Source organism: Pseudonocardia halophobica (genome assembly GCF_050948485.1).
In the GTDB taxonomy this organism is placed as follows: Bacteria; Actinomycetota; Actinomycetes; order Mycobacteriales; family Pseudonocardiaceae; genus Pseudonocardia; species Pseudonocardia halophobica.
On sequence record NZ_CP192046.1, the window covers coordinates 4,812,712 to 4,826,592 of the forward strand.

The 13,881-nt window shown below is 72.8% G+C and carries 12 protein-coding genes; 9 read left to right on the forward strand and 3 right to left on the reverse strand.

The genetic code is table 11. The features are described from left to right. The first annotated feature begins 28 nt into the window (after positions 1-28). On the forward strand, positions 29-1,381 hold the full coding sequence (locus ACQP04_RS22810; protein WP_433502600.1) for an MFS transporter: 1,353 nt from the start codon (positions 29-31) through the stop codon (positions 1,379-1,381). A 125-nt stretch (positions 1,382-1,506) separates the two neighbouring features. After that, positions 1,507-2,298, forward strand: coding sequence for an SDR family oxidoreductase (locus ACQP04_RS22815; RefSeq protein ID WP_433502601.1), 792 nt, complete (start codon positions 1,507-1,509; stop codon positions 2,296-2,298). Between the two features lie 293 nt (positions 2,299-2,591). Here the strand turns inward: ACQP04_RS22815 and ACQP04_RS22820 are convergent, their stop codons facing one another. Beyond that, positions 2,592-3,041: a universal stress protein gene (locus ACQP04_RS22820; protein ID WP_433502602.1), complete on the reverse strand. Its 450-nt coding sequence runs from the start codon at positions 3,039-3,041 to the stop codon at positions 2,592-2,594. A 430-nt stretch (positions 3,042-3,471) separates the two neighbouring features. On the opposite strand from ACQP04_RS22820, the gene ACQP04_RS22825 reads away from it, so the two are divergent. The 6 genes from ACQP04_RS22825 to ACQP04_RS22850 all read left to right on the forward strand — a co-directional run bounded on the left by ACQP04_RS22825 (position 3,472) and on the right by ACQP04_RS22850 (position 8,060). Beyond that, the gene (locus ACQP04_RS22825; RefSeq protein WP_433502603.1) at positions 3,472-3,975 is read left to right on the forward strand and encodes a GreA/GreB family elongation factor; all 504 of its coding nucleotides are present in this window, start codon (positions 3,472-3,474) and stop codon (positions 3,973-3,975) included. A 110-nt stretch (positions 3,976-4,085) separates the two neighbouring features. Continuing rightward, positions 4,086-5,345 (forward strand): PucR family transcriptional regulator, encoded by a 1,260-nt coding sequence (locus tag ACQP04_RS22830; protein ID WP_433502604.1) that lies wholly within the window; start codon positions 4,086-4,088, stop codon positions 5,343-5,345. Between the two features lie 227 nt (positions 5,346-5,572). Next, positions 5,573-6,001 (forward strand): hypothetical protein, encoded by a 429-nt coding sequence (locus ACQP04_RS22835; protein WP_433502605.1) that lies wholly within the window; start codon positions 5,573-5,575, stop codon positions 5,999-6,001. A 109-nt stretch (positions 6,002-6,110) separates the two neighbouring features. Further along, on the forward strand, positions 6,111-6,689 hold the full coding sequence (locus tag ACQP04_RS22840; RefSeq protein WP_433502606.1) for a TetR/AcrR family transcriptional regulator: 579 nt from the start codon (positions 6,111-6,113) through the stop codon (positions 6,687-6,689). Next, the gene (locus ACQP04_RS22845; RefSeq protein ID WP_433502607.1) at positions 6,686-7,369 is read left to right on the forward strand and encodes a maleylpyruvate isomerase family mycothiol-dependent enzyme; all 684 of its coding nucleotides are present in this window, start codon (positions 6,686-6,688) and stop codon (positions 7,367-7,369) included. Before ACQP04_RS22840 ends, ACQP04_RS22845 begins: the two co-directional genes overlap by 4 nt. Positions 7,370-7,406: 37 nt before the next feature. Further along, positions 7,407-8,060 (forward strand): FMN-dependent NADH-azoreductase, encoded by a 654-nt coding sequence (locus ACQP04_RS22850; protein WP_433502608.1) that lies wholly within the window; start codon positions 7,407-7,409, stop codon positions 8,058-8,060. A 134-nt stretch (positions 8,061-8,194) separates the two neighbouring features. Here ACQP04_RS22850 and ACQP04_RS22855 read toward each other — a convergent pair whose 3' ends face one another. Then, positions 8,195-8,575, reverse strand: coding sequence for a VOC family protein (locus ACQP04_RS22855; RefSeq protein WP_433502609.1), 381 nt, complete (start codon positions 8,573-8,575; stop codon positions 8,195-8,197). A 243-nt stretch (positions 8,576-8,818) separates the two neighbouring features. On the opposite strand from ACQP04_RS22855, the gene ACQP04_RS22860 reads away from it, so the two are divergent. Then, complete coding sequence (locus ACQP04_RS22860) at positions 8,819-11,119, forward strand: penicillin acylase family protein (RefSeq protein WP_433502610.1); 2,301 nt, start codon at positions 8,819-8,821, stop codon at positions 11,117-11,119. A gap of 29 nt (positions 11,120-11,148) precedes the next feature. Here the strand turns inward: ACQP04_RS22860 and rph are convergent, their stop codons facing one another. Beyond that, on the reverse strand, positions 11,149-13,776 hold the full coding sequence (gene rph / locus ACQP04_RS22865) for a rifamycin-inactivating phosphotransferase (RefSeq protein ID WP_433502611.1): 2,628 nt from the start codon (positions 13,774-13,776) through the stop codon (positions 11,149-11,151). Between the last annotated feature and the right edge of the window lie 105 nt (positions 13,777-13,881).

The window sequence follows — 13,881 nt, forward strand, 5'->3', positions numbered from 1 at the left end:
ACCCACCAGACCGACCGGAGAGGGACCCGTGTCCGCTGCCGTCCGTACCCCGCCGTCCCCCGGCCCGACGCCCTCCGCGGGCCTGCCGCCCGACCGCTCGGCGGTCCGCCGGATCAACCTGGCCAGCATGGCGGGCACCACGATCGAGTTCTACGACTACTTCATCTACGGCACGGCCGCCGCGCTCGTCTTCCACAAGGTCTTCTTCCCCGACGTGGGCGGCGTCGTCGGCACGATCGCGGCGTTCGGGACCTTCGCCCTGGTGTACGTGTTCAGGCCGATCGGATCGATCCTCTTCGGCCACGTCGGCGACCGGCTCGGCCGCAAGCGGACCCTGATCGTCACGCTGACGACGATGGGTCTGTGCACCGTCGCCGTCGGGCTGATGCCCGGCGCCGCGACCCTCGGCGTCGCCGCCCCGATCCTGCTGATCGTCCTGCGCGCCGTCCAGGGCCTGGCCGTGGGCGGCGAATGGGCCGGCGCCGCCCTGTTCGCGACCGAGAACGCCCCCGACGGGCAGCGCGGACGCTTCGCCCTCTACCCGCAGGTCGGCGCGACCGTCGCGTTCGCGCTCGCGACCGCCACCTTCCTCGCCGTCGACCTCGGGATCGGCGAGACGAGCGACGCCTTCGTCTCGTGGGGGTGGCGCGTGCCGTTCCTGCTCGGCGCGTTGCTGATCGGGGTCGGGCTCTACGTGCGCCTGCACACCGACGAGACGCCCGTCTTCACCGACGCCACCCGCACGACCACCCGCCGCGGCGTGCCGTTCCTCGAGGTGTGGCGGCGCCAGCCCCGGACGATGCTGCTCGCGACCGGCCTGGCCACGGGCGTGTTCGCCGCCATGTCCGTCGCCACGTCCTACCTCACGAGCTACGCGACCGGCAGCCTGGGCATGAGCAAGGCCGGCATCCTCGTGATCGACATCATCGCTGCGCTCGTCTCGGTGGCGACCACCGCCTACGCCGCCATCCTGTCCGACCGCCTCGGACGCCGCCGACTCGTCACTGCGGGCTGCATCGGCCTGGCCGTGTGGTCCCTCGTGCTCTTCCCGCTCCTCGACACCCGCTCGCCCTTCGCGATCGGCGCCGGGATCGTCGTCCTGCTCGCCCTGCTCGGCCCCGCCTACGGCCCGCTGGGCGCCTACCTGCCGGAGATGTTCTCCACCCGGTACCGCTACACGGGCTCGGGAGTGAGCTACAACCTCGGCGGGGTGGCCGGCGGCGCCGTCATCCTCGTGGTCGCCGCTCCGCTGACCGCCTCGGCCTGGGGCCCCATCACCCTCGGCCTGTGCATAGCGGGACTGCTGGCGATCGCCGTCGGATGCCTGCGCCGCCTCCCCGAGACACACGAGCGCTCAATGACCGCCGCGTGCGACGCGTGAGGCCCTCCGGCCGAGCCCTCTGCCGCAGAGCATCGGCTCGGTGTCCGAGATCACCTCGGCAGTCGAACTGAACGCGCGTTCAGCACTCCATGATTGTCAGGGGACTCGACGGAGAGGACAGGACGATGAGCGCGTTCGACGACGGCCTGATGGCGGATCGCACGGTCTTCGTGGCGGGCGGCACGAGCGGCATCAACCTCGGTATCGCCCGCAGGTTCGCGCAACTCGGGGCGCGGGTGGCCGTGGCCGGGCGGAACCCCGAGAAGGCGAAGACAGCGGCCGACTCGATCGGCCCCGGCGCGTTGGGCCTCTCGGCGGACGTGCGCGACTACGAGGCCATCCGCGGCGCGATGGAGCAGGTCGCGGCGGAGCTCGGCCCGCTCGACGTCGTGGTGTCCGGCGCGGCCGGCAACTTCCTGGCCCCCGCCGCGACGATGTCGGCCAACGCCTTCCGCACGGTCGTGGACATCGACCTCAACGGCACGTTCAACGTCTTCCGCGGCTGCTACGACCTGCTCCGCACCCCGGGCGCCTCACTCATCGCGATCACGGCGGGCCAGGCGGTCAACGCCATGCCCATGCAGGCGCACGCCTGCGCCGCCAAGGCCGGGATCAACCAGCTCGTCCGGGTACTGGCCATGGAATGGGGCCCCGACGTGCGCGTGAACGGCATCTCCCCCGGCCCCATCGCAGGCACCGAGGGCATGGCCCGGCTCGCGCCCGACGACAGCACCCGTGCGGCCCACTACGCGCGGATCCCGATGAAGCGCTGGGGCGAGATCGAGGAGGTCGCCGAGGCCGCGGTCTTCCTCTCCAGCCCGTCCGCCTCGTACGTGAGCGGGACGATCCTCGACGTCGACGGCGGATCCCAGCTCGGCGACGCGACCCGCAACGACACGAGCAAGGGCCTGGCCTGAGGCCGGTGTCGGCGAGGGACGGCCAGGGTCGTCCTCGCCGTGACCCTGGACGTGGCGGTTCATCGGATCGCTCGGAAGTCCTGCAGCTCATAGGACATGTCGCCGGTGACGACGGCGTCGGCGAGCAGCCGCCCGGTCAACGGTCCGAGCACGATGCCCCACCTACCGTGCCCGCCGGCGGCGAACACTCGCGGTGAGGTGGGCGACCGCGACCCTTCTCGGTGTCGGCGGGCTGGTCGAACACGGCGCACTTCCTCTGCCCGGTGCCGGAGTCGCGGGCATGTCTCGACGTCTCACGCCTCGACCTGCGGCTGCTCACACGGCACGACCACCACCGAGCAGCGCGCCCGCGCGGCGCACCGGAGAGCGAGGGGCCGCTCGGCGCCCCGGGTGGGCGCCCGTCGGGAGTGACCGAGGACGAGCAGGTCCCCGGGGCGGTCGGCCAGGCGGAGCAGCGTCTCGTCCGGATCGCCTGTCGTGACCACGATGCGGACGTCGACGTCGTCGACCGGGGCCGATGCCTGTGCCAGCGCGTGATAGGCGTTCTGCATCGCCGGCGCCCCGCAGCGGCTGCTCGTCCCGTCACCGCGACGGACGTCGACCGCGTAGAGGACCGCGCCGGTCCCGCGGGCCAGCGACACCGCGGTGTCCACGACGCGTCGACGAGCTCCTCGTCCGCCCACGCCCACGATGACGCGTGGCCGCACAGCCGACTCCACAGCAGCTACCCCTTCACTCGACATGACCGCACCGGGCTCCGGCGTACGGCCGAGACCCGGTGCTGGTCAGAAGCTGGTGGGCCTGCCGACTGTGTGGCGCCGCACGGAGGAGGTCGGCAGGCCCGCCATCCACCATGCCCGCGAATCTCCGGTGCGGGCAGGGCGAGGTCCCGCAACCTCACAGCGGCTCTCGTTTCCGGAACTCGGCAAGATTTGCGGACTACTTCGGAGGTTGTGGTACACGTTGCCGTACCGGCCACCGGCCCCGGAACGATGCGGGTGCCGACAGCCGGAAACGGTCGACGCCTCCTTCCAGCGATCACGGGCTCGACCGTCATCGAGCACGGTCCGACGCGCTTCGGGCCGTGCTCGTTCGCATCCCCGACAGTCGTGTCGCCCTGCCCGAATCGCGGGTCGACCCGACTTCCTCTTTTCCGGATGAGGAGTGAAGGACATGACCGAGGCCCAGGTCTGGTTGGCACCGAGCGCCTACGAGCACCTCAAGGCAGAACTGATCGGGCTGCTGCGGCAGCGCACCGAGGGACTCGGCGGCTCCGCTGCCGAGCAGTTCATCGGGGACAGCGCCGACCACAACACCGATCAGCAGCTGTTGACCGACCGTAGGGAGCGCGAGAACCGGATCCGGAAGTTGCAGGAGCTGCTGCAGAACCCGCTGGTCGGCCAGGACCCTCCGGACGACGGCGTGGCCGAACCCGGGATGGTGCTGACCGTGCGCTACGAGGACGACCAGGAGACCGAGACGTTCCTCCTCGCCCACCACGAGGAGGGCGCGTACCCGGACGACCTGATGACCTGCTCGCCGGATTCACCGCTGGGCCAGGCCCTGCCCGGGACGAAGCAGGGCGAGAAGGTGCGGTACGTGCTTCCGAACGGCCAGGCGATGCAGGTCACGCTGATGCGTGCAGTTCCCTACCGCGCGGCGCCCGGGACCGAGTAGCCGCGGGGATCCGGCCGGTAGGGTTGACCCTGGCCAGGGTTGCCGGTCTCCGGCAATGTGGAGCCGGCACGCCGGACGTCGCCGAGGTGCCGCGGAGGAGAACGACACCGATGACCCACCCGACCACGGGATCCAGTGGCCCGCCCGACCGGCGAGCACGGAACGGGGAGCAGAGCGCCTGGTTGCACCGGGTCGCGCAGGAAGCCGGCCAGGGCGCGGGCGGGGTACCGGTCGAGCTGCTCGGAGGGTTCCTGTCGATGCTGGTCGAGGCCGCCACGACCGGGCGCCGGCCGGACAGGGCCGAGCTCGACGCGGTCGGGCTCAACGGCCGTCGGGCCGCCGAGCTCGGGGTGTCCGCCGGGAACGCCGTGCAGCTGTACCTGTCGGCGGCCTGGCGGCTGTGGCGGGAGTTGCCCGGGGTCGTGACGTTCCCCGACGCCGCGACCACGGCCACCGCCGCCGAGGCGGTCATGCGCGCGGTCGACCGCGCCGTGGCCGGCCTCGCCGAGGGCTACACCGCGGCGCGCCGGGACATGATGCGCAGCGAGGAGACGCTGCGGCGCGAGCTGATCGAGGACCTCCTGCGCGGGGACGCGGACATCGGCGCGCTGGTCGAGCGGGCCGAGCCGTTCGGACTGGACATGGCCCAGCCCCACCAGGTGGCCCTGGCCGCGCCCACCGGTCGGCTCGTCGACGCGGAGGCCGCGCTCAGCAGCCTGGAGCGGGCGGTCGTGCAGGGGATCGGTGACCGCGACGTGCTCGTGGCCACCAAGGACGGCAGCATCGTCGTCGTCGCGCCCGCCACACCGACCGGACAGATCGCCTCAGGGCCATCCGGTGGGGCCCTGCGCGGCGGGCTGGGCGAGCTGATGCACGGCGACCTGAGCCGCGTCCCGCGCGGCGGCCCGTGGCGCATCGCGGTGGGCCGGCCGTACCCGGGCTCCTACGGCATCGCCCGCTCCTACGAGGAGGCCCGCGAAGCGCTGGGCATGGCCGCGCGCCTGCGGCTGGAGATGCCCGTCGTGCGGGCCGAGGACCTGCTGATCTACCGGGTCCTGCTGCGCGACCAGCCCGCCATCACCGACCTGGTGCACGCCGTCGCCAGCCCGCTCGCCAAGGCACGCGGGGGCGCCGGTCCGCTGCTGGAGACCCTGGATGCCTACTTCGCCACCGGGTGCGTGGTGACCGAGACCGCGCGGCGGCTGCACCTGTCCGTGCGCGCGGTCACCTACCGACTGGAGCGCATCGCCGAGCTCACCGGCTACGACCCGACCGACCCCGCACAACGGTTCACCGTGCACGCCGCCGTCCTGGGCGCCCGCCTGCTCGGCTGGCCCCGACGTGACCTCCCCGCACCCGACCCCACCTGATCCCTCCTCAGCGAACCTTGCCGATGTTCGGCAAACCCGTGGGGCGTAGTTGGTGGCCCTCAGTCCGTGCCGCGACGCGGGTTCCGCGGCACCGTGGATGTCGTCCGGGACGTACCCGGGCAGCGTGCGGGGTCGCCTCCCCCTGCCGACCTCCGCTTGCCCCGCACCCCGAGCGAGCGGGCCGAGTTCCTGTGCCGGGGTCGATCGAGTGAAGGGACGACGAGACGATGACGGCTGGTCGGGAGCGGGTGATCAGCGGCGTGACCGGGACGCCGACCCGGAACCACGGCGACGACGGCGACGACCGCGACGACGGGGCCGACGCCCTCGACGTCGAACTGGTCGCCCAGATCGTCCGACGGGCCGGGCTCGACTGCCGGATCGACGGCACCTCGCCCTTCCTCCTGCGCGCCCGGACGGCCGCGCGCGACCACGCGCCGTGGACCGTGATCGCGGGAACCTGCCACAACCACCCGGCGCCACGGGCCTTCGTCGGACCGGCGGGCAGCACCCGCACCCGCGTGCTCCGCGAGCCCGACGAACGTCACCTTGCCGCGCTCGTCGTCCTGCAAGCCCTCCGTCGCGACCCGCACGAGCTGCTCACCCACGACGAAGCCTCGGCATCCGGGCTCGCCGACAACCTGATCTGGGCCTGACGTCGCGGCCCCACGCCACTGGGCCCACAACGCCGCTGTCCCCGGGGACCCGGCGGCTCACCACAACTACGCTTGTAGTGATCTGACCGACCGTCGTAGTATCCCGGTCATGAGCAGCCGCCGGGAGCAGCTCCTCGACGCCGCGATCTCCGTGCTCGGCCGGTCCGGGATGCACGGGCTGACCCACCGCGCGGTGGATGCCGCCGCCGGCCTGTCCGCCGGGTCCACCTCGAACCACTTCCGCACCCGGGACACCCTGCTCAACGCGGTGGTGGAGCGGTTCGCCGCCCGGGAACGCGCGAACTGGGAGGACCTCGCCACGAGGATGTACCCGGTCACCCCGCAGGAGCTCGCCCGCTCCCTGGCCGTGTTCGCGCAGGAGGCGACCGGCCGACAGCGCGTGCTGACCCTGGCCCGGTACGCGATCCTGGTCGAGGCCGGCATCCACCCGTCGTTACGGGCTCAACTCCTGGCGACCGGTGCCCGCGTCAACACCTGGTTCATGAACTGGCTGCGCATCGCCGGCTCCACCGACCCCGAGCGCGACGCCCCGATCATCATGAACCACTGGACCGGGATCGTCCTGCACGAACTGGCCGTTCCCGATCCGGCGTTCGACCCCTACCCGCAGATCGAAGCGCTCGTCACCGGTGTGGTCCGTCCACGCCCCACGGAGGTGCCGACATGACCGACCAGCCGCGTCGCCCGGCCGTCATGGACCCCGACCAGGTCTGGCAGGTCATCGACGCGCAGCGGCGCAGCCTGGCCGACCTGCTCGAGGGTCTCTCCGACGAGCAGTGGCAGCAGCCCTCGCTGTGCACGGGCTGGACCGTGCGCGACGTCGCCGCGCACCTGACCCAGCAACAGCTCGGCCTCCGCGACCTGCTCGCGACGCTGGCACGGTGGCGCGGCAGCCTGGACCGCACGATCCAGGAGGTGGCCCGTCGCCGCGCCGCAGCCGTGCCGACCGGGCAGATCGTCGCCGAGATCCGCGCGACGGTCGGCTCCCGGCACCACACCCTCGGAGTCACCCGGCTCGAGACACTCATCGACATCCTCGTCCACTCCCAGGACATCGCCATCCCGCTCGGCTGCAGGCACGACATGCCGCCGACGGCCGCGGCCGTCGCCGCGACCCGGGTGCTGTCCATGCGATGGCCACCGCCCGCCCCCGCGACGCGGGCGGTGACCGGGTTCCACCTGACCGCCACCGACACGCCGTGGTCCGCCGGCGAGGGCCCGCAGGTCCACGGACCCATGGCCGCGCTCCTCCTCGTGTGCACCGGGCGCCACGCCGCCCTGCCCCAGCTGGCCGGCCCCGGAGCCGCCGACCTCACCGCCCGCCTCACCGCACCCGCACGAACCTGAGCGCAGGCCCTGGACCCGACAGGTAGCGTGCGGGTTCGTGCCGACGCTGCTGCACCTCGACTCCTCCGCCGACCTCCGGCACTCCCGCACGCGGGTGTTGACCGCCCGGTTCGCGGAGGTCTGGCGCAACGCCGGCCCGGACCACCTCGTCATCCGCCGCGACCTGCACCGCGACGCACTCCCCCACTTCCCGGACCCGGCACTGCACTGGCCGCCCCGGCTGCGCCCCGCAGGCGCCGCACCGCCGCTGGAGGCCGAGACCCTGCAGCGCGAACTGATCGAGGAGCTGACCGACGCGGACGTCCTGCTGGTCGGCGCCCCGCTCTACAACTACTCGGTCCCCTCCACGCTCAAGGCCTGGCTGGACTACATCCACATTCCCGGAGTCACGGTCCCGTTCGACGGGCCGACCCAGCCCCTCGCAGGCCGCCCGGCGGTCGTCGTGAGCAGCCAGGGCGCGGTGTACGACCCCGGCACGCCGCAGGAGGGCTGGGACCATGCCGTCCCCGTACTGGAGATCGTGCTGGGTGCGTCGCTCGGCATGGCCGTCACCGCCGTGACGGTCCCACTCGGCCTCGCCGAGACCGTCCCTGCCCTCGCGGACCAGCGCGAACGAGCCGCCGCCGAGTTCGCCGCGGCGCAGGAGACCCTCGCCGCCCTCGCGACGAAGCTGGCCGCCACGCCGAGCTGAGCCTCGGTCCACGTCGTCGGCCGGGCCGCCTACCCCGGTGGCACGTACCTGCGACCCTCGACGGCACTCGGGGTGCCCTCGAGATGCGCTCGGGCTGTGACGAGAGGCACGGTCAGGGAGCCGGCCGGGGTGGGCTACCCCTGACCACTGCCGTACGGCCGGGTGATCACCTCGAGGTTGTGACCCTCCGGGGAGTCGAAGTAGGCCCCGCGGCCGCCGTCGTTCGTGTTGTGGCCCGGCGTGCCGTGCCAGGGGTCGGCGTAGATCGGCACGCCCCGCTCCCGCAGCCGCCCGACGACGGCGTCGAACACCGACTCGGAGACGAGGAACGCGTAGTGCTGCGGGTGCACCTCCTCGCTGTCCATGAAGTCGAGGCTCGCCCCGTCGGGTAGCGCCACGACGCTGAACGGCCCGAAGCGGGTCGGCGCCGGCAGCCCGAGCACCTCGGCGAGGAAACGCGCACCGGCCTCCTGGTCGCGGGTGGCGACGATGGTGTGGTTGAACGCGACAGCCATGTGGCCAACCGTGCACCCTCGACCACGGTTCAGGTCAAGAGCCCACGGCGCACTCGAGCGGGCACCGGGACCTCGGGTGCCGGGCCGCTGCCCGAAGGGGCAGTGCGTGGCTGGCCGGATCGCCACGGAACTCTGCCGACACGACCACCCGTCCCCTTGCTTGACTTGGTCGAGCACAAGGCGACGAGGCTGGAGGGCACAGTGGCAGCGCACCGAAACGGACCGGGACGAACGTCGTACACCGTGCCCGGGCTGAAGGGGCCGGCGGAGATCGTGGTCGACCGCTGGGGCGTGCCGCACATCTACGCCACCGACACCTATGACGCCTTCCGCGCGCAGGGGTTCAACGCGGCCCGGGACCGGCTGTGGCAGATCGACTTCTGGCGGCGGCGCGGGCTGGGCAGGTTGTCGGAGGTGTTCGGCGCCGAGCACGTCGAGCGGGACCGCGCGGCGCGGCTGTTCCTCTACCGCGGGGACATGCGCCGCGAGTGGCTCTCGTACGGCTCGGACACCAAGAGGGCGACGGTCGCGTTCGTCGAAGGCATCAACGCCTTCGTCGAGCTGACCCGGCGGGACCCCTCGCTGCTCCCGATCGAGTTCCGGGAGCTCGGCTACGAGCCCGCCCTGTGGGAGCCCGAGGACGTCGCCCGGATCCGCAGCCACGGCCTCTTCTACAACGTGCGTGACGAGGTCGCCCGCGCGCGCACCGTGCGCGACCTTCCTCGTGAGGTCGAGGAACTGCGGCGGCGCCGCGAACCGCACCGGGATCTCACGGTTCCCGAGGGGCTGGACCTCGACCTCATCCCGGACGACGTGCTGGCCGTCTACGACCTCGCCACCTCGGCGCCGGTGTTCGGGCCCCGCGACCCGCTGGACGCGCAGGGCGACGTGCTGCCGGAGGGCAGCAACAACTGGGTGCTGGCCGGGTCGCGGACCCGCTCGGGCCGCCCGCTGCTGGCCAACGACCCGCACCGCGCCGCGGCGGCTCTCCCCGGTCTGCGCTACATCGCGCACCTCTCCGCACCGGGCTTCGACGTGATCGGAGGGGGCGAGCCGGCGCTGCCCGGGATCTCCATCGGGCACAACGGCCGCATCGCGTTCGGGCTGACGATCTTCGCGATCGACCAGGAGGACCTCTACGTCTACGAGACCGACCCGGACGACCCGCTCTCCTACCGGTACCAGGGCCGCTGGGAGCCCATGCAGCGCGTCTCGGAGGTGATCGAGGTCAGAGGCGGCGAGCCGGTCGAGGTCGAGCTGCTGTTCACCCGGCACGGCCCGGTCGTGCACCAGGACCCCTCCCGGCACACCGCGTTCGTCGTCCGGGCCGCGTGGCTGGAGCCGGGCATGGCGCCCTACCTGGGAAGCATGGACTACATGCGGGCGCAGAACCACGACGAGTTCCTCGCCGCCATGAACCGCTGGGGCGCCCCGCCGGAGAACCAGGTCTTCGCCGACACCGAGGGCACCATCGCCTGGAAGACCGGGGGGCTCACCCCGATCCGCCCGAACTGGGACGGCACGCTTCCCGTGCCGGGCGACGGCCGCTACGAGTGGGCGGGCTTCTACGACGCCGACCAGCTCCCCGGCGCCGTGAACCCGGAGCAGGGGTTCCTCGCCACGGCCAACGAGTGCAACCTGCCCGAGGACTTCCCGGCCGACCGGCACGTCACCTACGACTGGTACGCGCCCTCCCGGCGGCACCGCCTCGACGAGGTGCTCGCGCAGACGACGGACGCCACGCCCGAGTCCATGGTCGCGCTCCAGGGCGACTACCTGAGCACCCCCGCTCGGCGAATCCTCGCCCGGGTCCGCAAGCTGGACGTCCCCGGCGACACCGACGGGCTCGCCCTGCTCCTCGGCTGGGACGGGACCCTCACCGCCGACTCGGCCGCCGCCGCGGTGTTCGAGGTCTGGTACCGCCGACACCTGCGGCCCGCCCTGCTGACCCGGGCACTCGAGGAGCACGTGGCGAACCCCGCGGAGACGGCCGCCCGCATCTCCCCCGCGGAGGACCTGCTCGCCGACGCCCGGGTCGACCTGGAGCTCGTCGAGAACCCCGGTACGCGGCTCGGCCCCAACCCCGACAAGTTCCTCGCCGAGACGGTCGTGTGGACGCTGCCCGCCGCCGTGGCCGAGCTCGCCGAGCTGCTCGGCCCGGATCGCGCGACCTGGCACTGGGGCCGGCTGCACGTCGCACGGGCCCGGCACCCGCTCGCGGCGCTGCTCACCGACGTACCCGGGGAGCAGCTCGTCGCGGGGCCGGAGCCGCGTGGCGGCAGCGGCGACACCGTCGGCAACACCGCCTACGGACCGAACTTCGTGCAGAGTGCAGGGGCGACCTTCCGGCTCGTCGTCGACGTCGGCGAATGGGACTCGTCCCTGGCGATGAACGCCCCCGGACAGTCCGGGCGGCTCGACGACCCGCACGCCACGGACCTGTTCGGGCCGTGGAGCCGCGACGAGGCGTTCCCCCTGCTCTACAGCCGCGAGCGGATCGACGCCGCCGCCGAACACGTCATCGAACTCCGTCCGTCGTCCTGACCCGAACCGGCCCGTGCATCCGCCCCGTGTCAGCTCAGGAGCTCGACGTACCCGCTCGTCCCGTTCACCCGGATCCGCTGGCCGTCCCGGATCAGGCGGGTGGCCCCTTCCACCCCCACCACGGCGGGCAGGCCGTACTCACGGGCGACCACCGCACCGTGGGTCATCTGGCCGCCGACCTCGGTCACGAGCGCCTTGATCGTGACGAACACGGGTGACCAGCTGGGATCGGTGTAGGCGGTGACCAGGATGTCGTCGGTGTCGAGGTGGGCCTGCGCCATGTCCGGGACGACGCGGGCGCGCCCCTCGACGGTTCCGGCGGACACCGCGAGCCCGGCCAGCGCACCGGCCGGGACGTCGTCGCGCCGGTAGGACCCGGAGAGGGCCTCGCCGTCCGACGTGAGCACCCGCGGTGGCGTGAGCGCCTGGTACCCGCGGTACTCCTCCTTGCGCCGCGCGATGACCTGTCGGTCCGCGCGCCCGGTGCGGACGACGTCGCACAGCTCGTCGAACCGCAGGTGGTAGATGTCCTCGCGGTCGCCCACGACGCCGTCGCGCACGAGGCGGTCGGCCTCCCGCAACAGGGCCTGCCTGTAGCGGAAGTAGCGGCTGACCATGCCGATCTTGGGGTACTCGCGATACCCGATGAAGGTCCGCAGGCGTTCGATCATGGTCTTCGTCTCGGCCGCCCGCCGGTCCCCGTCGGGCAGCGCCCGCAGCCGGGTGAGCAGGTCCTGTTCCTTCTCCCACGCCTCCTGCCGCCCCTGCTCGAAGCGCCGGCGGCTCGCCCCGGGTTCGGCGTGCTCGACGTGACCGAGCAACACGGGAACGAGGACCGTGGGCTGCTCGCTCCACCGGGGCCTGGTGATGTCGATCTCGCCGGCGCAGCGCATGCCGTAGGTGTCGAGGTAGCGGCGGATCGCGTCCCGCGCCTCGCGCCCGCCCGCGACCCGGGGCAGGTCGGCCAGGAAGTCGTCGCCCGGGAAGCCGTCGTCGGTGACGCCGCGCAGGAACTCCACCACTGCCGGGTGGGCACGGACGACGTCGGCGACGTCGAGGAGCGCCAGCCCCATCTCCGAGGTCACGCTGTTCGGGACGGACCGGCTGAGCGTGTCGGCCGCGCCCTCCTCCCCCAGCCACTCGCGCAGGTGCTCGTCGAGCCACCAGGCCGCGTTCATCGCCGTCATGAACACCCGGTGGCCGAACGGGTCGAACAGCAGCCGCCGCAGCTCCTGGAGGTCCTCGCGGACGAAGTCGAGCAACTCCGATCCGTGACGGGTGCGGATCTCGCGGTCGAGGAGGGCCAGCGACGCCTGGGTCTGCGCGACCAGCTTCTCGACGACGACCGGGTCGGGGTCGACCGGGTCCGTCGGCGGGACGGCGCGCGGTCCGTCGTCCGCCCAGGGCTCCCCGACGAGGTCGCCGCGATCCAGGACCGTCCGCAGCGCGTCCGCCATCAGCGGGTCGGACCGGCCCATGGCCTCCAGCAGGTTCTGCCGGCCGGCAGCCGAGGCGAGCATCGGGGTGGCGTCGACGAACAGCCGTCCGCCGGCCTCGGCCATCGGCCGCGGTGTCGTCATCTGCCAGAACGAGAGCCCGAGCGGCGTCAGCGGGTCGGTCATCATCTGCTGGTGCCCGACGGAGAGGTAGACGTGGGCGCCGTCGTCGTCGGCCGGCGGGACGGGGAACAGCGTGGTGATCGGCCGGCTCTGCACGATCCGGACGTCGTCCCCGGCCAGGCACCACTCGATGTCCTGCGGACACCCGAAGTACTTCTCGATGCGGCGGCCCAGGTCCGCGAGGCGCAGCACCTGCGCGTCGGTCAGCGCCGGCTGCTGCCGGGCCTGCGGTGCGACCTCCTGCGACCGGGTCCCGCCGCCGGCCGTGGCCCGGACCGCCCACTGCTTCGCGGCGATCGCCCGGTCGACGACGGTGTCGTCGTGCACCGTGAAGCGGTCGGCGTTCACCAGGCCGGAGACCAGGGCCTCGCCGAGCCCGAGGACGGCCTCCACGCTGGTGACCCGCCGGTTCGACGTCACGGGGTCGGCCGTGAACAGCACACCCGACGCGTCCGGGACGACCATCTCCTGCACGACGACGGCCATCCGGACCTGCCGGTGCTCGACGCCGCCGCGCAACCGGTAGGCCACCGCACGTTCGGTGAACAGCGAGGCCCAGCACCGCCGGACGCCGTCGAGGACGGCCGCGGCTCCCACGACGTTCAGGTACGTGTCCTGCTGGCCGGCGAAGGAGGCCGTCGGGAGGTCCTCGGCGGTCGCACTGGACCGCACCGCATAGGCGGTCGCGTCACGGAGCGGGCCGGTGATGGCCGCGGCGAGGTCGTCCGGGACCGGGAGGGCCGCGACGACCTCGCGGATCTCGGCGCTCAGGCCCGCGATCGCCTCCCGGTCGTCCGGGTCCAGGCGCGAGAGCCGGTCGAGCCGGTCCTCGAAGGACGGCACCCCCGCTGTCACCCGTCGGAACGCCTCCGTGGTCACGCAGAAGCCGGGCGGCACGTCGACGCCCTCGATCCGCGAGAGCTCCCCCAGGTGCGCGCCCTTCCCGCCGACCAGTCCGATCCGGCCGCGGTCGATCTGCTCGAGCCTCAGCACGGGACGACCGAGCGCGACCGTCGCCGCGCCACTGCCGCTACCCACCACGGATTCCCCCACTTCGTCGGCTGCAGCCACCGTCCACGGAGTGCGGAGTCCGGTGACGGCCGCAGAGTGTGCGGCACCCACCGGGTCTTGTGGCAAGCCCCC